Source organism: Castellaniella sp. UC4447_H14, from assembly GCF_052978285.1.
On record NZ_CM129666.1, the window covers coordinates 418,040 to 436,542 of the forward strand.

18 protein-coding genes and 1 tRNA gene are annotated in these 18,503 nt (G+C 62.0%); 9 read left to right on the forward strand and 10 right to left on the reverse strand.

Translation table 11 applies throughout. From position 1 onward, the window contains the following. Positions 1-2 precede the first annotated feature (2 nt). Positions 3-1,028 (forward strand): quinone oxidoreductase family protein, encoded by a 1,026-nt coding sequence (locus tag ACVCMJ_RS01935; protein WP_447082641.1) that lies wholly within the window; start codon positions 3-5, stop codon positions 1,026-1,028. 133 nt (positions 1,029-1,161) lie between these two features. Here the strand turns inward: ACVCMJ_RS01935 and ACVCMJ_RS01940 are convergent, their stop codons facing one another. Next, positions 1,162-2,172 carry a class 1 fructose-bisphosphatase gene (locus ACVCMJ_RS01940; protein ID WP_447079779.1) on the reverse strand — a complete coding sequence of 337 codons (1,011 nt, stop codon included), beginning with the start codon at positions 2,170-2,172 and terminating at the stop codon, positions 1,162-1,164. 30 nt (positions 2,173-2,202) lie between these two features. After that, positions 2,203-4,899 (reverse strand): aminopeptidase N, encoded by a 2,697-nt coding sequence (pepN, locus tag ACVCMJ_RS01945; protein WP_447079780.1) that lies wholly within the window; start codon positions 4,897-4,899, stop codon positions 2,203-2,205. Positions 4,900-5,047: 148 nt separating this feature from the next. Here pepN and ACVCMJ_RS01950 point away from each other — a divergent pair, with 148 nt between their 5' ends. Beyond that, positions 5,048-5,668 (forward strand): DUF4136 domain-containing protein, encoded by a 621-nt coding sequence (locus tag ACVCMJ_RS01950; protein ID WP_447079781.1) that lies wholly within the window; start codon positions 5,048-5,050, stop codon positions 5,666-5,668. A 7-nt stretch (positions 5,669-5,675) separates the two neighbouring features. Here ACVCMJ_RS01950 and ACVCMJ_RS01955 read toward each other — a convergent pair whose 3' ends face one another. Further along, entirely contained in the window at positions 5,676-6,041 is a 366-nt protein-coding gene (locus ACVCMJ_RS01955; RefSeq protein ID WP_447079782.1) for an H-NS histone family protein, read from the reverse strand. Between the two features lie 133 nt (positions 6,042-6,174). Between ACVCMJ_RS01955 and ACVCMJ_RS01960 the strand changes: the two genes are divergently transcribed. Both ACVCMJ_RS01960 and tldD read left to right on the forward strand, forming a co-directional pair. After that, positions 6,175-6,993: a carbon-nitrogen hydrolase family protein gene (locus ACVCMJ_RS01960; protein WP_447079783.1), complete on the forward strand. Its 819-nt coding sequence runs from the start codon at positions 6,175-6,177 to the stop codon at positions 6,991-6,993. A gap of 19 nt (positions 6,994-7,012) precedes the next feature. Further along, positions 7,013-8,467: a metalloprotease TldD gene (gene tldD / locus ACVCMJ_RS01965; RefSeq protein WP_447079784.1), complete on the forward strand. Its 1,455-nt coding sequence runs from the start codon at positions 7,013-7,015 to the stop codon at positions 8,465-8,467. 67 nt (positions 8,468-8,534) lie between these two features. On the opposite strand, the gene pncB is transcribed toward tldD, so the two are convergent. From pncB to ACVCMJ_RS02000, 7 genes are all read right to left on the reverse strand, one after another. Beyond that, entirely contained in the window at positions 8,535-9,761 is a 1,227-nt protein-coding gene (pncB, locus tag ACVCMJ_RS01970) for a nicotinate phosphoribosyltransferase (protein WP_447079785.1), read from the reverse strand. 257 nt (positions 9,762-10,018) lie between these two features. Next, entirely contained in the window at positions 10,019-10,918 is a 900-nt protein-coding gene (locus tag ACVCMJ_RS01975; protein WP_447079786.1) for a copper resistance D family protein, read from the reverse strand. Positions 10,919-10,924: 6 nt separating this feature from the next. Continuing rightward, positions 10,925-11,302 (reverse strand): copper homeostasis periplasmic binding protein CopC, encoded by a 378-nt coding sequence (copC, locus tag ACVCMJ_RS01980; protein WP_447079787.1) that lies wholly within the window; start codon positions 11,300-11,302, stop codon positions 10,925-10,927. A gap of 686 nt (positions 11,303-11,988) precedes the next feature. Further along, positions 11,989-12,064 (reverse strand) — tRNA-Thr (locus tag ACVCMJ_RS01985). An 81-nt stretch (positions 12,065-12,145) separates the two neighbouring features. Further along, positions 12,146-13,213: an AI-2E family transporter gene (locus ACVCMJ_RS01990; RefSeq protein ID WP_447079788.1), complete on the reverse strand. Its 1,068-nt coding sequence runs from the start codon at positions 13,211-13,213 to the stop codon at positions 12,146-12,148. A gap of 142 nt (positions 13,214-13,355) precedes the next feature. Then, positions 13,356-13,580: a hypothetical protein gene (locus tag ACVCMJ_RS01995; RefSeq protein ID WP_447079789.1), complete on the reverse strand. Its 225-nt coding sequence runs from the start codon at positions 13,578-13,580 to the stop codon at positions 13,356-13,358. Positions 13,581-13,858: 278 nt separating this feature from the next. Further along, the gene (locus ACVCMJ_RS02000; protein WP_447079790.1) at positions 13,859-14,395 is read right to left on the reverse strand and encodes a DUF488 domain-containing protein; all 537 of its coding nucleotides are present in this window, start codon (positions 14,393-14,395) and stop codon (positions 13,859-13,861) included. Positions 14,396-14,564: 169 nt separating this feature from the next. On the opposite strand from ACVCMJ_RS02000, the gene ACVCMJ_RS02005 reads away from it, so the two are divergent. From ACVCMJ_RS02005 to ACVCMJ_RS02025, 5 genes are read left to right on the forward strand one after another with little or no spacing between them, the layout of a single operon-like run. Next, on the forward strand, positions 14,565-15,422 hold the full coding sequence (locus tag ACVCMJ_RS02005) for an NAD-dependent epimerase/dehydratase family protein (protein WP_447079791.1): 858 nt from the start codon (positions 14,565-14,567) through the stop codon (positions 15,420-15,422). Positions 15,423-15,482: 60 nt separating this feature from the next. Beyond that, positions 15,483-16,196, forward strand: a complete 714-nt coding sequence (locus ACVCMJ_RS02010) for an amino acid ABC transporter permease (protein ID WP_447079792.1) — start codon at positions 15,483-15,485, stop codon at positions 16,194-16,196. Positions 16,197-16,205: 9 nt separating this feature from the next. Further along, positions 16,206-16,856, forward strand: a complete 651-nt coding sequence (locus ACVCMJ_RS02015; RefSeq protein WP_447079793.1) for an amino acid ABC transporter permease — start codon at positions 16,206-16,208, stop codon at positions 16,854-16,856. Beyond that, positions 16,840-17,568 (forward strand): amino acid ABC transporter ATP-binding protein, encoded by a 729-nt coding sequence (locus ACVCMJ_RS02020; protein WP_447079794.1) that lies wholly within the window; start codon positions 16,840-16,842, stop codon positions 17,566-17,568. The genes ACVCMJ_RS02015 and ACVCMJ_RS02020 overlap by 17 nt, the downstream gene beginning before the upstream one ends. A 55-nt stretch (positions 17,569-17,623) precedes the next feature. Then, positions 17,624-18,424: a transporter substrate-binding domain-containing protein gene (locus tag ACVCMJ_RS02025; RefSeq protein WP_447079795.1), complete on the forward strand. Its 801-nt coding sequence runs from the start codon at positions 17,624-17,626 to the stop codon at positions 18,422-18,424. The last annotated feature ends 79 nt before the right edge of the window (positions 18,425-18,503 follow it).

Consider the following 18,503-nt stretch of genomic DNA (forward strand, 5'->3'; position numbering starts at 1 on the left):
CGATGGACGAAAAACAGGGCCCGCGCGGGCCGGAGGATAAGACAGTGGAAAAAGCTCAGGTCATTCGCTTGGAGCAGCATGGCGGCCCGGAGGTCATGCATCTGGCACAGGTCGATGTGCCGCCGGTTGCCCCCGGCGAGATTCGGATCCGCCAGAAGGCCATCGGACTGAATTTCATCGACATCTATTGTCGCACGGGGCTGTATCCTCATGAGCTGCCCCATGGCCTGGGTATGGAGGCGGCCGGCGTCGTCGAGGAGGTCGGCTCGGCGGTCACCCATCTGCGCGTCGGCGATCGCGTGGCCTACGGGCAGAGTCCCCTTGGCGCATATGCCGACGTGCGCAACGTGCCGGCCTCGAACGTCGTCGCCATTCCGGATTCCGTCAGCTTTGAGCAGGCGGCCGCGCTCATGCTGAAAGGCCTGACCGTGCAATATCTGTTTCGCCAGACCTATCGCCTCAAGGGCGGCGAAACCATTCTGTTTCATGCGGCCGCCGGCGGCGTGGGGCTGATTGCGTGTCAGTGGGCGCGGGCACTGGGGGTGCGCTTGATCGGCACGGCTTCGTCGCCTGAAAAGGCAGCGCTCGCGCGCCAGCATGGCGCCTGGGAGGTCATCGATTACACCCGGGAAGATGTGGCGGCGCGGGTGGCGGAACTCACCGATGGGAAAAAGGTCCCGGTGGTTTACGACGGCGTGGGGAAGAGCACCTGGGAGACGTCACTGAACTGTCTGCAGCCGCGCGGGCTGATGGTGAGTTTCGGGAACGCGTCCGGTCCGGTCGAGGGCGTGAATCTCGGAATCCTGGCCGCCAAGGGATCCCTGTATGTGACCCGCCCCATCCTGCATGCTTACGTGGCGACCACCCAGGCCATGCAGGCGGCTGCCAGTGAAATGTTCGACCTGGTGACCAGCGGCAAGCTGAATGTGGTCATCGGTCAACGGTTCGCACTGAAGGACGCGGGGCTGGCCCACGAAGCGCTCAAGAGCCGCCACACCACCGGGGCGACGGTTCTGACGCTGGATTGATCGCCGAGTAGAGCCCAGGGTGCCGGGCGCACCGGCAGCGCCCGCCTGCACGAACGCCGCCGCGAGGCGGCCGTGGGTGCGCGGGCTGGCGGGTCGCCCGGCACCCGCCGCTATCGCAGCCCGGGCCCAACATTCAAGCGTTCTGGTGGTAGGCGGTGAGGCGGTCGACTTCTTCGCGTGAACCAAGAATGACACCGGTTCGCTCGTGCAGCGCCTGCGGCTGGATATCCAGGATCCGGCCATGGCCGTCCGTGGCGCGGCCGCCCGCCTGTTCGATCAGGAAGCTCATCGGGTTCGCCTCGTACATCAGGCGCAGCTTGCCCTTCTGACCGCCTTTGCGCGCGTCGCGCGGGTACATGAAGACCCCGCCGCGCGTCAGTATCCGGTGCACGTCGGCCACCATGGACGCGATCCAGCGCATGTTGTAGTTCTTGCCGCAGGGGCCGGTTTCGCCTTGGAGACATTCCTCGATGTAGCGGCGCACGGGGTTGTCCCAGTGCCGCATGTTCGACATGTTGATGGCAAATTCGGCGGTCTGCTCGGGGATGCGGATGTTTTCGTGGGTCATCAGCCATGATCCCATTTCGTGGTCCAGCGTGAATCCCATGACGCCCGCTCCGACCGTCAGCACCAGCATGGTCTGTGGACCGTAGATGGCGTAGCCCGCCGCGACCTGCCGAGTCCCGGGTTGGAGAAAGTCCGCTTCGGTGACTTCCCGGCCAGCCGCGTCGGGCGGCACCTGCAGCACGGAAAAGATGGTTCCGATCGAGACGTTCACATCAATGTTGGATGAGCCGTCCAGCGGATCGAACAGCAGCAGGTTCTGGCCTCGTGGGTAGTCGTCGGGGATGCGGTGGATGGTCTCCATTTCCTCGGATGCCATGGCCGCGAGACTGCCGCCCCATTCGTTGGCCTCGAGCAGGATTTCGTTGGTCAGCACATCCAGTTTTTTCTGTATCTCGCCCTGGACGTTCTCGGTGCCCAGGCTGCCCAGGACGCCGCCCAGGGCACCTTTGCCGATGGTGGTGCTGATCGCCTTGCAGGCGCGCGAAACGGTTTCGAGCAGCAGGCGGACGTCGGCGGAGACCGACTGGTGCTGCCGCTGTTGCTCGACCAGGTATTGCGTCAGAGTTTTGTGTTTCAAGTGAGGGTCCTTTTTGTTGCCGGTATGGGGTCAGGCGTCCAGTGCCTTGGACACGATTTCGCGCACGTTGCGGGAGAGCCCGGGGTGCTCGCGAACGCGCCGGAGCGCCGCCTGCATGCCGCCGCGGGCGGTGGGTTCGTGGCGCGACCAGTTGTCGAACGCGCGCGACAGGCGCGAGGCGACCTCGGGGTTGAGCTGGTCCAGTGCCAGCACCTGCTCGGCCCAGAAATCATAGCCTTCCGGCGTATGCAGTGCACTGAAGTTCTCCAGGCAGAAGCGGAAGATGACGGAGCGGGCTCGGTTCGGGTTGCGCAGCGAGAAGTCCGGCAGCGCCATCAGGGCGCGCACGTCGGCCACCGTACGGGATCGGGCGCTCGCCTGCACACCGAACCAGCGATCGAGGACGAGGGGGTCCTCGTGCCAGCGCGCGTGGAACTGTTCGAGCAGGTCGTCGCAATGCTGCGGCGCGTGATTCAGCAGCACGGTCAGGGCGCCCATGCTCTCGGTCATGTTGCGGGCGTTCTGATATTGCGCGCGCGCTTGTTCGATGGCCTGGGGCGCCGGCGTGGCAGCCAGATAATCCAGTGCCAGATTACGCAGGCTGCGGCGGCCTGCCGCCACGGGATCCGGCGAATACGGCGTATCGCCGCCGTCCAGGGATTCGTAGGTCTGCTGCCATTGCATCGCCAGTCCGGTGGCCAGCGTTTGTTGGGCGTGGATCCAGACTGCGACCACGGCTTGCGGGTCCAGCGGTTCGTTGCGTTCGATGACTTCGCGTTGGGCCGGCAGCGTGAGGAGCTGCGTCTTGTACGCCGGCGACAAGGTTCCGTCATCCAGTGCGGCGCGCCAGACGGCCAGCAGCGGCGCCGGGTCGGGCCTGGCCGTGTTGGCGCGGTGCGCGCGGATGCCATCCGACAGATAGCGGTGGGCGACCTCCTGGGTCGCGTCCCAGCGTGCAAACGGGTCGGTATCGTGGCGCGCGAGGACGGCAAGGTCGTCTGTGCTGCGGTTCGCTTCGATAATCACGGGCGCAGAAAAGCCGCGCAACAGCGACAGGACGGGGCGGGCGGGGATATCCTCCAGCGTCCAGGACTGGCTGGCCTGCCGCAGTTCCAGGATCAGGGTGTCTTGTTCAGCGCCTTGCATTCGCAGCGTCATGGGGCGGCCGGATTCGTCGAGCAGACCGATGGCGAATGGAATGTGCAAAGGCGGCTTGTCCATGGACGGGATCTGGCGGGTTTCCAGGCCGACGGATGCACAATGTTGCGACAGCGTGATCTGGAGATGGCGTGCGGCGGCATCGTAATGCGTCTGTACCCGCACGCGCGGGGTCCCGGCCTGCTGGTACCAGCGGCGAAAGACGGAAAAATCGTGCCCCGGATTCTGCGCCTTGTAGACCGATTCCATCGCAGCCACGAAATCGTCGCAGGTGACTGCCTGCCCGTCGTGGCGGCGAAAATATTCGTCCATGCCTGCGCGGAAACCCTCTTCTCCGAGCAACGTGTGCTGCATTCGGATGACTTCGGCGCCTTTTTCATACACGGTGGCTGTATAGAAGTTGGCGATTTCCTGATAGCTGTCCGGGCGAATGGGATGGGCCATGGGGCCGGCATCCTCGGGAAATTGGGCCAGCCGCAGCGTGTGGACGTCCTCGATTCGTTTGACGGCCCGTGCGCTGGCCGCCGCCCGGTCGGCGAGACCATCGGCCAGCATGTCTGCCGAGAACTCCTGTTCCCGGAAGACGGTCAGCCCTTCTTTCAGCGAGAGCTGGAACCAGTCGCGGCAGGTGACGCGGTTGCCGGTCCAGTTATGGAAGTACTCGTGGCCGATGACCGCCTCGATGCGCCGGTACGTGGTATCCGTTGCTGTGGCCGGATCGGCCAGGACATAGGCGGCGTTGAAGACGTTCAGGCCCTTGTTTTCCATGGCCCCCATATTGAAGTCACGCGCTGCGACGACCATGAACCGATCCAGGTCCAGTTCCAGCCCGAAGCGCCGTTCGTCCCAGTGCAGGGCCCGGGCCAGGCAGTCCAGCGCCCAGTGGGTCTGTTCGCGGTAGCCGCGATCACTGTAGACCTGCAGCAGGACCGTGCGTCCACTGCGCGTGATTTCAGTGCGCTCCAGACAGTCGAAGTCGCCGGCCACCAGCGCGAACAGGTAGCAGGGCTTGGGATGAGGGTCGCGCCACAGGGCTTGCTGGCGACCGTCGGCCAGGCGGGTCTGCTCGATCAGGTTGCCGTTGGAGAGCATCAGCGGGAAAGCCTCCGGATCGCCGCGCAGGACGACTTCGTAGCGCGACATCACGTCGGGACGGTCCGGGAACCAGGTGATGCGGCGAAATCCCTGTGCCTCGCACTGCGTGAAGAGACTGTCACCGGATACGTACAGGCCCATCAGTTTGGTATTCAGCACCGGATGGCACAGGCTGGTGATACGCAGGCTGAAGGGCTGGTTTGCCTCGGGAGGCGTCAGGCGCAGCGTTTCGTCGTCCAGTTGATAGTCGCCGGGCTTCAGAGCCTGTCCGTTCAGCTCGATTTCCACGAGCTCCAGATCTTTGCCGTGCAGCACCAAGGGGGCGGGTCCGGGGCCGACCGGCTCTATTCTCAGTTCGGAGGTGACGCGGGTGGTCTGGGCATCCAGGTCGAATTCCAGGCGCACCGTGGGCAGGCGGTATGGGTAGGGGCTGTAGTCCTGCCGGTGAATGGTTTGGGCGATGTCTGTGCGCATGAAGAATCCCGGGAAAATCATCTCGATGGCGGTATTGTAGTCGTGTGTGCGCCGGCCCGAGCCTGTATCGGAGTGCTACGCCAGCTATCGTAAAGCGGGCGCGCCGCCTATGATGGAAGCGTTGTAAATGTTGGAATGAGACGTCGGTATGCGAAGTACCTCAGCAGAATTCTTGCACGTGCGGCGCCCGGGTATCGGACGTTGGCTCATCGGTCTGTTTTTGGCGCTGTCGCTGGGCGGTTGCGCGTCGGTGTTTTCCGCCCAGGTGTCGCGTTATCAGCAATGGCCCGCAGGGACGGACGGTGCCCTCTACCGGGTAGAGCCGGACGCGCAACAGCGGAATAATCTGCAGTTTCAGACTTACGCCGATTCAGTGCGGGCGGCCCTGGGGCCTACAGGGCTGGTCGAAGCGCGGGACCGGGCACAGGCGCGGTTCATCGTTCACATTGAGTATTCCAGCGCGCTCGAAAGAACCTTGGAGCAGCGCCCGGTCGATCCCTATTTTTATCCGGGTCCTTATTACCGGCCATGGGGCTGGGGCTATGGACCGGCCGTGCAAAACGTCGTGGTGGATGTTTATCGGCTGACGCTGTCGGTGCGCATCGACGATCTGTCCCAGCGGGGACAAGAAGTCTACCGGGCGACTGCGGAAACGGGCAGCTCCCGGAATCAGTTGGGTGCCGCCATCCCGTACCTGGCGCGGGCGCTGTTTGACCGGTTTCCCGGACGCAACGGCGAGACCATCCAGGTACGGTATCCTGTGGAATAGGATCCAGTCAGGCGGCCTGGATCAGAAAGGACGAACGCGGCGTGCCGGACGCTTCGGCGTCGCTGATCCAACGCGGCGGTTTGCCGCGCCCCGTCCAGGTAGCTTTGGTTTCGGGGTGCTGGTATTTGGGTGCAATCACGCGCTTGGTGGCGGTGCTTGACTTGTTCGGGGTCGTGGCCCGCCGTCCCGTGGCCTTGCGGCTGAATGCGGCGGCGATTTCCTCGGGGGTAATGTCATATTCGCGCATGGTCCGGACGACCGAGGTAATGACCGGTTTGCGCTGTTTGATTTGTAGCGATTGCATTTGCTTCTCGAGCTTCGAGATTTCTTTTTGAATGCGGGATTTTTGAGTGGTGTAGTTGGTCCGGGTCATCAATGGCTCCGTGGATGGGGTTCGAAATGAACCGTATGCTTTGAATCGGAGTCCATTTTAATCAAAGTGGATAATCCATGTCTCGTTTCTCTGTGACGAATTTCATTGGCCGGAATGATTGTCGGGGTGATTCATGAGCGGGCCACTTTCTTCAATGGCAGTGGCAGCCGTTCAGATGGTGTCGGGCACGTCGGTGGAACAGAACCTGGCCCAGGCGGCGCAGTGGATCGCGGTGGCTGCGGAGGGCGGCGCCAGACTGGTGGCACTGCCGGAATATTTCTGCCTCCTGGGGCGGCATGACGGGGACAAGCTTGCGGTCGCGGAGACAGCCGGCTGTGGACCCATTCAGGATTTTCTGGCTGATCAGGCGCGGCGTCATGGGATCTGGCTGGTTGGTGGGACTTTGCCCTTGAAAAGTCCGGACCCCGTTCGCATCTACAATACCTGCCTGGTGTTTGCTCCCGACGGCACAGTCCGCGTTCGATACGACAAGATTCATCTCTTTGGTTTCAGCAAGGGCTCGGAATCTTATGACGAATCCCGGTCGATTCAGGCTGGAGCAGGGGCGCCGCCCGTTTTCGAGTTGCCCGTTGGAAGGACAGGCCTCGGAATCTGCTACGACCTGCGCTTTCCGGAGTTTTTCCGCGCGCAGGGCGATGTAAGCTTGATGGTGTTGCCAGCGGCCTTCACCTGGACCACGGGTTCTGTACACTGGGAAATTCTGCTGCGGGCGCGCGCGATCGAGAACCAGTGCTATGTGCTGGCCAGTGCCCAGGGTGGTCGGCACGATAATGGCCGTCGCACCTGGGGGCATTCGATGCTGGTCGACCCCTGGGGGGAAATCCTCGCATGTGTCCCGGAGGGTCCGGGCCTTGCGGCGGGAATTGTGGATGTGGCGCGGATCGATACGGTGCGGGAATCTCTGCCCTCGTTGCGCCATCGAGTCATGTGATGTTTTTGGATGCTGCTTCATGAAGATGCGTGAACCCGGGCTCGAAGCCCTGAATGCGGCGCGATCGCTGCTGCTGGACCCCTGGGGACTGGACGAATCGGACCTGGCGCGCGCGCTGGCCGAGATCCACACCCACCGGGTCGATTATGCGGATCTGTATTTTCAATATAGTTGTTCGGAGAGCTGGGGCCTTGAAGAAGGCATTGTCAAGACCGGCAGTTTTTCGATCGACCAAGGGGTGGGCGTTCGCGCCATCAGCGGCGAGAAAACGGCTTTTGCGTATTCCGACAGCCTGTCGCCGGCCGCGTTGCTGTCTTCCGCCCAAGCGGTGCGCACGATTGCCCGGCAGGGCTCCGGACGCCGCAAGGTCGACGGAGGGACGCAGGCGACCCATCAGCTTTATCGGGCGGTGAATCCGGTCGACTCACTGTCGGCGCCCGACAAGGTCGCGCTGCTGGAACGGGTCGAGCGCATGGCGCGTGCGGCGGATCCCGAGGTCATCCAGGTCATGGCCGGCCTGGCGGCCGAATACGATGTGGTTCTTGTGGCGGGCAGTGACGGCCGGCTGGTGGCGGACGTACGCCCGCTGGTGCGCCTGTCGGTGACGGTCATCGCTGAACGCGCAGGTCGCCGCGAGATGGGCCATGGCGGGGGCGGTGCGCGCACGGGGCTGGCTTATTTCACGGACGACATCCTGCGCGGTTATGTCGAGCGTGCGGTGCATGAGGCACGCGTCAATCTGGAGGCGCGACCAGCGCCGGCCGGCCAGATGACCGTCGTGCTGGGCTCCGGTTGGCCGGGCATTTTGCTGCACGAAGCCGTGGGTCACGGGTTGGAGGGTGATTTCAACCGGAAGGGTTCCAGCGTATTTTCCGGACGCATCGGCGAGCAGGTGACCTCCAAGGGGGTCACGGTCGTCGACGACGGCACGATGCCGGATCGGCGCGGATCCCTGAACGTGGACGACGAGGGGCATCCCACCCAGCGTAATGTGCTGATCGAAGACGGGGTCCTGCGCGGGTACATGCAGGATTCCCTGAATGCGCGGTTGATGAAGCAGGCGCCCACCGGCAACGGTCGACGCGAATCGTATGCGCACCTGCCCATGCCGCGCATGACCAATACCTACATGCTCGCCGGGCGCGAGGACCCGCAGGACATCATCGCCTCCGTGGATCGGGGCTTGTATGCTGTGAACTTTGGCGGCGGCCAGGTGGATATCACCAGCGGCAAGTTTGTCTTCTCGGCTTCGGAAGCCTATCTGATCGAAAATGGCAAAGTCACCTATCCCGTGAAGGGCGCGACGCTGATTGGCAGCGGGCCTGATGCCATGAGCCGTATCGGCATGATCGGCAACGACCTGGCGCTGGACTCGGGCATTGGGACGTGTGGCAAGGAAGGCCAGAGCGTGCCGGTAGGGGTTGGCATGCCCACGCTGCGAATGGATGGTCTCACAGTGGGCGGAACCGCCTGAGCGGCGATTCTCCGTCCTGCCCGGGGATGGTCATCGGTCGCCCGGCCGGCAAAGAGCGGGGCGTGCCTTATGCGTGGGTGGGGATCGGCACGTCCGTGCGGTCGAAAACCTGGCGCAGGTAGGCCAGGAACGTCTCGTCCGTGCAGTGAACCTTTCCGGGGCTGTCGGGCAGCTTGGCAGTCGGCATGCCGTTGCAGTAGAACAGTTTCATGACGATGTTCAGCGGATCAGGGCCCAGGTCGTTGCTCAAATTCGTCCCGATACCGAAGGCGAGCTGCACGCGGTCGGCAAAATGCCGGTAGATGCGTAGCGCGCGAGGCAGATCGAGTCCGTCCGAGAACACGAATCGCTTGGTGGCCGGATCGATGCGCAGCGCCTGGTAGTGGGCAATGGCCTGTTCCCCCCACGCGATGGGATCGCCCGAATCGTGCCGCAGCCCGTCGAACAGCTTGGCCAGGTACAGATCGAAATCCGCCAGGAACGCTTTCATCCCCACTACGTCGGTGAGTGCAATGCCCAAGTCCCCGCGATATTCCTGAACCCAGTCTTCCAGGGCCGTGCGCTGGAAGTCGCGCAGCCGGACCTTGCCGAAGGCCTGGTACGACTGCAGGTATTCGTGTGCCATGGTTCCGACCGGAATGAGTTCGCACTCCCGGGCCAGGGCCACGTTGGACGTACCGGTCACATATTGGGGAACCTGGTCGCGCAGCGTTTTCAGGACTTCCGCCTGCCAGGTGCGGGAAAAGCGGCGACGCAGGCCGAAGTCGGAGATCTGGAGCGGGAAGCGGCGTTTGGCTTCCCGGGAAAATTCTTTCAGCAGATCGATCTTGCCTTGCAGGCGGCGGCGCCCTTCGGCCAGGACTTCCGGCGTGTGGTGGCGGCGGAAGTAAAGTTCGTTGACGATGGCCAGCACGAAGATTTCGAAGGCCATGACATGAACCTGAGGGCCGCGCGCCACGATGCTGATGCCGTCCCCATCCGGCGCTACTGTGATGAAGCGCCGCTGGAAGTGAAACAGCGACAGGAAATCCACGAAATCCGGCTTGATGTAGCGCAGGCCGCCCAAGTAATCCAGTTCATCCTGACGGAATCGCAGGGTGCACAAGTGGTCAATCTGCCGCTGCACCTCTGAAACCAGGGAAGCCAGCGGAAATTCGGGCGGGGTGCGGCAGATGAAGCGATATTCAGCCTGGGCAGCAGGGTGCCGATGCAGCAGGGCTTGCCACATCGTGAACTTGTACAGGTCGGTGTCCAGCAGAGATTCGATGATCGGCTGGAAGGGGGCGGATGGCATGCTGCGGGGTCTCGTGGTGTCTCACAGGACCATGTTACAGGATTTTTAGTGGGCGACTCCGCATTGCGGATATTGGCCAGTGGCGAAACTAGCGCCGCGATTCCGCACGAGGGGCGGGTGAGTGGCTCCATTCCGGGGTGGACGAAAAATTTTTCTCAGAGTGGCGGACAGTCTGAAGGTTCACTACGCGGCTTGCTGTTTGCCCTTCCATGGTGCATGAGCTCGTGCAGGCACTTGGCTGGGTCGTACAAGACCCATCAGGTCGGCGTGGCGGTCGTGCCCAGCTTGGCGGCCAGCAGCAGCACATTGCAGAGCACGATGGCCTCGGCGGCGAGAACGTTGGTAAAGCCGCGCAACGCACCCGCCCGACCGGCATCCAGGCGCACCATCCAGACCCAGCGGTTCCAGCTGCCTAAAATCACGGCCACCACGACCAGCGCCAGTTTGGCGAGCAATATCCACAGGTACGGCGACCCCCAGACGTGGGCCGCTCCTCCGAGCGTCCGAAAGGCATTCACGACGCCTGTTGCCGCCACCAGGGGAACGACGATGGTCGCGAGCGAAGAGAGCCGATGAGCCAGCCCGCACTGCTCTGACGGCGCCCAAGTCTTCCAAAAGCACAAAAGGCGAACGAACACCAAGGCCGAACCGACCCACAGGCACGCTGCGAGGACGTGCGCGGTATGCACCATGACGGCGACGCTGAAGAACCCATGGTCGGCTGCATGTCCTGTGGCGGCGCGTGCATAGGCAAGAAGAACCAAGCCGGAAGCCCAGAGCACCTGTGTGTGCGGCGGCAGGCTTTCAACCGCCTGCCATGCAGTGTGCCCCAGAAACGCAGCCAGCATCAGGATGAGCCAAGCGCAGGCCGCTACCCAAACCATTGCGCCGAAATCCGTCCCCGTGAGAACAATCCAGAGGTAGCCCGTAAAATCGGCGGCGCCGGTATCGGTCATGGCCACCGTCGCCACGCTCAGGTAAACAACGAGCCCCAGTCCCAGCAGCACGACGGCCACGCGCAGGACAGCGAGCATCGGCTTCCGGTCCCGCTGTGGAACCGCACCAGACATCACCAACACGCCCCCCACGACAGAAAGCGTTGCATCGACCCAGAAGGAAAAAAGCGGCTGTAACCAATTGGCGGCCACGCTGACCATGCTCTGCTACTTGACGGTGAAGGTATAGCCGCCATGCGTGCGATGGCCATCGTCTGCCACCGCGACCCACTGAACCGTGTACTGTCCCGGAGACAGTTTTGGCAAAGTCACCTCCAGCGACTTGTGACCACTATCCGTGACATGGGCCTTTGCCGTGTTGACCTGCTTGCCCTGTGCATCCAGCACGTTCAGGCGGCTGAGGGCGGCTTCGATCGGCTCGGTGTAGACGACGGTGACCGCCGCAGGAGCGCTGATGGTCGTATTCGGGGCAGGCGTCTGCTGCACTGGATGGGCGTGCGCCCAAGCTTCGCCCGTGCTCCCGAGCAGAAGCAGAGTCGTAGCGGCCGCGATGGAAAATGAGGTCTTCATGACGGTATACAACATAGTGACGCCTTATCCTAGAGTGTACCCAGCAACATCAAGAATCATATAGCAAACACGGCACAGATCAGTGGGTCTTCGACGGGGCACGTGCCGCGAGGGTATCGATGTCAAGCCCCGTGCAACCGCTGCTTTAGCCATCCGCCTTACTTGGAAGATGCCAGCACCGGATACCGGTCTGCTTACATCGGACACCAGTGCCTGGCCGGATTCAGAGGATATAAAACGATACAACCCAACCCATGTGGGCGACAGGACACTTGAAGAGGCGCAACGGGGCAGTCTGGCAAATCGTGCAGGAGTGCGCCGAGGGCGTCTTACGCTGGATCGACAAGCCTTCGGGCAACGAGGCTGCCGATCACTTAGGCGCACCCGCACCGGCACTCACGCTCCTACCCCGACAGCCCTGACGTGGCCAGATGACTGGCGTCTGCTCGCAGGTGCCGAGCCGACGGGAATTTTCATGTCCCTGCATGTTGTGCATGCAGGACGGCGCGTTGCAGGTCTCGATCCAGTTTCATGTGCTTGGCTCCTTGTTCGTGGGCCTGCGGAGGGCAGAGCCTTGATTCTGAGAGCCAAGGCGCCAGTCGAGGCTCGCGATTTTTGGAATCCTGTTTACGGATCGCTTACAGAACGACGAGAAGACAAGAACGCCAACCGCAATGGATGGCGTAAGTGTCTGATTTCATTGGTGCCGGCTAGAGGAGTCGAACCCCCGACCTTCGCATTACGAATGCGCTGCTCTACCAACTGAGCTAAGCCGGCCAGCCGCGAGCCGCAAGGGCTAGCGGTATCGGTGAAGGCGCGTTTTGCCGCCCCCACCAAAGCCAGCAATTATACATGGATTCACTCGCTGTGTGCCTCGCGGTGTGCGGCGACGGCTTCTGGAAACAGGTCCCAGCAGGCGATGAACAGTGCAGCGAACAGCGGCCCGATGACAAAGCCGTTCAGTCCGAATGCCGACAGTCCCCCCAGTGTGGAGATCAGCACGACGTAGTCGGGCAGCTTGGTGTCCTTCCCGACCAGGATGGGTCGAAGGAGGTTGTCGATGAGGCCGATGACCAGAATGCCGAAAACGGTGAGCACGATGCCTTGCCACAAAGCGCCGGTGACCAGGAAGTAGATGGCAACCGGTACCCAGATGAGCGAAGCGCCCACGGCGGGGAGCAGGGACAGGAATGCCATCAGCACGCCCCAGAATAGCGCGCCCTGGATGCCCAAGAAGGCGAACATCAGGCCGCCCAGCAGCCCTTGCGTGGCAGCGATGACGATGTTGCCCTTTACGGTGGCCCGCACGACGGTCGAGAATTTCTGAAACACGTCGCGGCGATGCGCGTCCTCCAGCGGGATCAGCCGTTTCATGGTGGGCACCATTGACGGCCCATCGCGCAGCAGGAAGAACAGGAGATACAGCATCACGGCCAGGCCCACCACGAACTGAAACGTGTTCTGACCGATGCTGACGGCCTGGCGCGCCAGGAACTGGCTGCCTTGCAGGGCGCCCGCCGAAAGCTTTTCCCGGAGACTGAACAGGTCCCCCAGTCCGATGGAATTCAACCACCCATGCGCCGAGGGCGGCAGGGCGGAGATGACCTGCTCGTAGTACTGGCCCAGATTGAACTGCCCGCGGTTGATCCGGTTGTAAATGCCGGCCACCTCATTGGCCAGTGCCCCGGCGACGAACAGCAGCGGGAGGATGACCATCAGCGTGATGCACAAGACCGTGATGAATGCGGCAAGATTGGGATGACGGTCCTTCATGGCGTGATGCAGCGCTCGGTGCACGGGGCTGAAGATCACGGCCAGTACGGTGCCCCAGAAGATTGCCGGGTAGTAGGGCAGCAGGATGCTGATGAAGGCGATGGAAACCGCCGTGAGCAGCAGCAGAAAACTGCGGAAGTGGAGTGTCGGCATGAGCGCGCAGGGGGCGGAAATGCCCAGTGTATCGGATGTGACGAAGAGACGCCGCAGACCAGTGCCTGCGGCGTCTCTTCGTCACCAGGAAATCGCTGCGCGTCCACGTGGCTCCGGACGAAGCCGCGTGTGCGCGCCGGGATTACTTGGTGGTCGTGCTGCTGTGCTTTTTGGTCATCATCTTGTGATGCTTGGCGGTCTTGTGCGCCTTGGCGTGGTGTTTGGTGGCCTGCTTTGCGGTGTGTTGTGTGGCTGCCGCAGGCGCCGCAGCTGGCGCTTCGGCTGCGTAGGTAGGCGCGAAGGCGGCGAGGCTGAGGGCGACTGCCGAGCAGGCAGACAAGAGGGCAATGCGGGAACGTGTCGTCATGACATGAACTCCATAGAAGGCCCGGCGCCAGTGCGTCCGGGCGAGTGGAACAGACCACCTGACGCTATGACGTTCATGGAAACGAAAGGTTCTGATGTGCCAGGCCGCGTTCGACCGTTACGTGTAAATGTATGCAACACGCTCGTGAACGCAACTGCGACGGGAGCGCCGCCGGAGGCGCGGTTTTCCGCGCAGGATCCCGCGGGTTCGACTCGATACGGGACGCAGAATCTTACGCAGTTGACGGGAGGCTGAAAAGTACGCGCCCGCCCCTGGTTTCATGCAGCGGCGGGATAAAGCACCGACAGGTCTTCCTGGATCACCGCGCCCGCCGTCAGCCGCGCCGGATCGACATGGGCGGCTCCCATGATGTGCAGTACCGGAATCTGTCGCGCCAGGAAATAGTCGGCAATGATCCGCCGGTGGCATCGCCACCAGACTGCTTCCGCGCACATGATGGCAGTGGCCTGGCTTCGACTCTGCTCGATGAGCTCCTCCAGACCGATGCGAAAGGCCTCTGTCAGAGCGTAATCCGCGTAGTGGTGAAAACTGTCGTTCTCCCAGAAGCCATTGACGTCGGGCGGAGTGGTCCTGGATTTGCCACGCAGGCCGCCCAGCGATTCCATGTGCCGGTAGGCGATGTCCAGGGGCGCCAGGGACGCCGGAAGTGCGTCGCGGTTGAATTGCGGATTGGTCCTGGATCGCGGTACCGTGCGGACGTCCACCAGGAGCCGAATCCCGTTTTCGGCCAGCATCCCGGTGAAGGCAGGCAGGTCGCGGGTGGAATGGCCGATTGTGTACAAAGGCGATGTCATTCATGTTTCCGTTCGGGCCGGCGCGTCGGTAGGATCATCCGTCTTGGGAGCGCCGATGGTGACTTCGACGATAGTCGCTTCAGTGCGAAATGGCCAATGGCCGGGCGGATATGGACCGTCGCCGGGACCAAGAGAGAATTCAGGGTAATTCCGGATTATCAGTTATACGATGACGTATCACAATGCTGGAACGGTTTTTGTGGAGAGTCGTGTGATTGACAACAAGTTTGGGCGGATTCTGTTGACGGGTGCAGCCGGCGGCTTGGGGAGTGTGCTGCGCGATACGCTCAAACCCATGGCGCGCATCCTGCGGGTCTCCGACATCCATGCATTGGGCGAGGCGCGACCCGCCGAGGAATTACGTCCATGCGATCTGTCGGATCGACGGGCCGTGAGCGAGCTGGTCCAGGGTTGCGACGCGATTGTGCACATGGGTGGAGTGTCAGTGGAACGGCCTTTCGAGGAGATCCTCGAGGCCAATATCAAAGGCATTTTTCATATCTACGAGGCAGCTCGCGAGCATGGCGCCCGCCGCGTCATCTTTGCCAGCTCGAACCATGCCGTCGGCTTTTACCGGCAGACGGACCGGCTGGACGCGAGCATGCCTACCCGGCCCGACAGTTATTACGGGCTGTCCAAGGTTTATGGCGAAGCCATGGCCAGCTTCTATCACGACCGCTACGGGATCGAGACGCTTTCCATCCGCATCGGTTCGTGCTTTCCCGAGCCGAAGGATCGCCGAATGATGCACATCTGGCTCAGTGCCCGCGATCTGACCGAGCTCATCCGGCGAGGCCTGTTCACGCCCGACATCGGCCACACAATCATCTTCGGAATGTCCGACAACAAGGAGGTCTGGTGGGATAACCGGATGGCTGCGCACCTGGGGTTCCAGCCGCGGGACACGTCAGAGGTCTATCGCGACAAGATCGAGCGGCAGCCCATGCCGGCGGCCGATGATCCGACACTGGTGTATCAGGGTGGGGCATTTACCGCACAGGGGCCTTTTGAACCTGTGCGGAAGTAGTTCCAGAGCCGCTTGTATCTGAAAGTACGATGTCCGATCTAATGTAGCCCGAGAATCATCGTGAACTATACGTTCAATTTCACCGGCCTCCTGCCTTATTGGAACATGTTCCTGGCGGGGGCGGTGACCACTCTGGAATTGACCCTGGCCTCCACGGTATTCGGTCTGATTCTGGGCATTCTGTGCGCGATTGGGCGCCGTAGCGTGATCGGCTGGCTGTCGCGGGCGTGCGGGATCTACATCGAGACGGTCCGCAACACGCCGTTTCTGGTGCAGATCTTCATTTTCTATTTCGGTCTCTCGAGTCTGGGATACACCATGTCGGCCAACCTGGCCGCCGTGATCACCATGGTGATCAACGTGGGAGCCTATTCGGCGGAGATCGTCCGTTCCGGGATGGACGCCGTCCCGCCGGGGCAGGTCGAGGCGGCGGAGTGCCTGGGGCTGTCGCGCCTGCGCATCTACTGGCATGTGATCATGTTGCCGGCCTTTGAAAAAGTCTATCCCTCGATCACCAGCCAGTTTGTGCTGATGATGCTGATGTCGTCGATCACGTCGCAGATTTCCGCCGAGGAGCTCACTGGCGTGGCCAACAACGTTCAGTCCATCACCTTCCTGTCCCTCGAGACCTATATCGTTGTGGCATTGCTGTACCTGATCCTCGCGGTGCTGCTGAAGGGTCTGTTTTCGGCGGCCGGGCTGGTGCTGTTTCGCCGGCGCCGGGTAGTGGCCCGTTCGGCCCGCGTCCAGCAATTGCGCCGCAAGGTCGCATAAGGGGAGAACATGGACCATTTCACCTACATCCAGTTCACCTATCTGCTCAAGGGCTTGGGTTGGACACTGATTCTGTCGGCATTGTCTTTTGTGTTGGGCGCTGTGGCGGGGTTTGCGGTGATGCTTGCGCGCGTTTCGCGGTTTGGCGCCGTGCGGGCGGTGACCGCCTTCTATATCGGAGCGATCCAGGGCATCCCCTTGCTGATTCTGCTGTTCGTGGTCTATTTCGGGGTGGGGATCTTCGGGATCAACGTGCCGCCGCTGGTGGCCGCCGGGATTGCGCTCATGGTGTACGTCAGTGCTTTCCTGGGGGAAATCTGGCGTGGCAGCGTGCAGTCCATCGAAAAGACGCAGTGGGAAGCCTCCGAGTGCCTGGGACTCTCGCGCTGGCAGTCGCTGATCCTGGTCGTGATTCCGCAGGCGGTACGCCTGTCCTTGCCGGCAACGGTGGGATTCCTGGTCCAGGTCATCAAGTCCACCTCGCTGGCTTCAGTGGTCGGATTCGTGGAACTCACCCGTGCGGGCCAGATTCTCAACAACTCGCTCTTTCAGCCGTTCCTGGTATTCGCGCTGGTGGGCGGGTTTTATTTTCTGCTGTGCTTCCCCCTGTCCAGGTGGAGCCGAGCCATGGAAAGGAAGCTGAATGTCGGTCGTCGTTAGTTTGCAGAATGTGCACAAGAGCTTTGGCGAGAACCAGGTGCTCAAGGGCGTGTCGTTTGACATCGAACGAGGCCAGGTCGTTGCCATCATCGGGCAGAGCGGTTCGGGGAAAAGTACGGCCCTGCGCTGCATCGATCATCTCGAGCGCATCGATGACGGCAGTATCCAGGTGTGCGGCCACCATCTCGGTGGGGCCAAGGTGGACCTGGGGCAGTTGCGCAAGGACGTGGGTATTGTCTTCCAGAGCTACAACCTGTTCCCGCACCTGACAGTGGGCCGCAATATCACGCTGGCCCTGCGCCATGTGCGCAAACTGTCGCGCAAGGTTTGCGAAGAGCGTGCCCGCCAGGTCCTGGATACGGTCGGGCTGCTCGAAAAGTACGACAGCTATCCCGAGCAGCTGTCGGGGGGGCAGCAACAGCGAGTGGCAATTGCCCGGTCCCTGGCCATGGAGCCGCAGGTGATGCTGTTTGACGAAGTCACGTCCGCGCTGGATCCCAAGCTGACTGGCGAGGTGCTCAGGGTCATTGAGAAACTCGCTCAGGGCGGCATGACCATGGTGCTGGTCACACACGAAATGGCGTTCGCCCGGCGGCTGGCCAACGTCATCATTTTCATGCACCAGGGCCAGGTCTGGGAGCGTGGCGGGCCCGATATCCTGGTCAACCCCAAGACGCGGGAACTTCAGGATTTCATCGGCAACGGGCTTTGAGAAGGCTCAATGAAGCAGGGGCGCAGCCTCTTATTGGCAACTGGAAGGAGACTTGATGATGTTCGGAAAGAAAATGCTGGCCGCTGCGGCGGGGCTGAGTTTGTGCGCATTCGGCGTGACGGCGGTACAGGCTGCTGACCTGGATCAGATCAAGAAGGATGGCGTCATCCGGGTGGCCATCGCCATGGGTGTGCCCATGTTCAGCTACGCGAATGCCGAGATGAAGCCCGAAGGTTCCGACGTGTCCACGGCGGAACGGTTGGCCAAGGACCTGGGGGTGAAACTCCAGTTCGTGCCGATCACCAATGCGGCCCGCGTGCCGACCATCCAGACGGACAAGGCAGACATCTGCGTCTGCAATCTGTCCATCACCCCCGAGCGGGCAAAGGTCGTGGATTTTTCGGTGCCTTATGCTTCGTTGCAGATCATCGTGGCGGCTCCCAAGGCGTTGAAGGCCGCTGACTACAAGGATCTGAAGGGCGTGACGATCGGCGTCACGCGTGCGACGGTGAACGACAGCGACATCACCAAGAACGCATCCGACGCCAATATCCGCCGCTACGAGGATGACGCCACGCTGGTGACGGCAGCGGTCTCCAAGCAGGTGCAGGCGATTTCTTCTCAGTGGCCCAATGTGGCCGAGATCAACAAGAAGCTGAAGAGCGATCCCTACGAGACCAAGTTCGTGCAGCATGAATTCATGCTGGGAGTCGTCATGCCCAAAAATACGCCCAAGCTGAAGGCGTGGGTCGACAATTGGGTCCGTGCGAACCTCAAGAATGGCGAACTGAACACGGTCTACAAGAAATACCATGGCAGCGATCTGAGCCCCAAGGTGCTGGCCAGCGGATCGTGAGACCGCCTGTTCATTGAAAGTCTCGGCTGCGTGTACGCAGCGTACCCGGGAGGGTACGCTGGTCCACCAGCCGGCAGGC

Bases quoted from the DNA above. Each gene is read 5' to 3' on its own strand.
- ACVCMJ_RS02020 (WP_447079794.1), top strand. From the start codon at position 16,840: ATGTCGGTCGTCGTTAGTTTGCAGAATGTGCACAAGAGCTTTGGCGAG.
- ACVCMJ_RS01955 (WP_447079782.1), bottom strand. From the start codon at position 6,041: ATGACCCGGACCAACTACACCACTCAAAAATCCCGCATTCAAAAAGAA.
- ACVCMJ_RS01950 (WP_447079781.1), top strand. From the start codon at position 5,048: ATGCGAAGTACCTCAGCAGAATTCTTGCACGTGCGGCGCCCGGGTATC.
- ACVCMJ_RS02000 (WP_447079790.1), bottom strand. From the start codon at position 14,395: ATGACATCGCCTTTGTACACAATCGGCCATTCCACCCGCGACCTGCCT.
- copC (WP_447079787.1), bottom strand. From the start codon at position 11,302: ATGTTGTATACCGTCATGAAGACCTCATTTTCCATCGCGGCCGCTACG.
- pepN (WP_447079780.1), bottom strand. From the start codon at position 4,899: ATGCGCACAGACATCGCCCAAACCATTCACCGGCAGGACTACAGCCCC.
- ACVCMJ_RS02015 (WP_447079793.1), top strand. From the start codon at position 16,206: ATGGACCATTTCACCTACATCCAGTTCACCTATCTGCTCAAGGGCTTG.
- ACVCMJ_RS01935 (WP_447082641.1), top strand. From the start codon at position 3: ATGGACGAAAAACAGGGCCCGCGCGGGCCGGAGGATAAGACAGTGGAA.
- ACVCMJ_RS01975 (WP_447079786.1), bottom strand. From the start codon at position 10,918: ATGGTCAGCGTGGCCGCCAATTGGTTACAGCCGCTTTTTTCCTTCTGG.
- tldD (WP_447079784.1), top strand. From the start codon at position 7,013: ATGAAGATGCGTGAACCCGGGCTCGAAGCCCTGAATGCGGCGCGATCG.
- ACVCMJ_RS01990 (WP_447079788.1), bottom strand. From the start codon at position 13,213: ATGCCGACACTCCACTTCCGCAGTTTTCTGCTGCTGCTCACGGCGGTT.
- ACVCMJ_RS02005 (WP_447079791.1), top strand. From the start codon at position 14,565: ATGACGTATCACAATGCTGGAACGGTTTTTGTGGAGAGTCGTGTGATT.
- ACVCMJ_RS01960 (WP_447079783.1), top strand. From the start codon at position 6,175: ATGAGCGGGCCACTTTCTTCAATGGCAGTGGCAGCCGTTCAGATGGTG.
- ACVCMJ_RS02025 (WP_447079795.1), top strand. From the start codon at position 17,624: ATGATGTTCGGAAAGAAAATGCTGGCCGCTGCGGCGGGGCTGAGTTTG.
- pncB (WP_447079785.1), bottom strand. From the start codon at position 9,761: ATGCCATCCGCCCCCTTCCAGCCGATCATCGAATCTCTGCTGGACACC.
- ACVCMJ_RS01995 (WP_447079789.1), bottom strand. From the start codon at position 13,580: ATGACGACACGTTCCCGCATTGCCCTCTTGTCTGCCTGCTCGGCAGTC.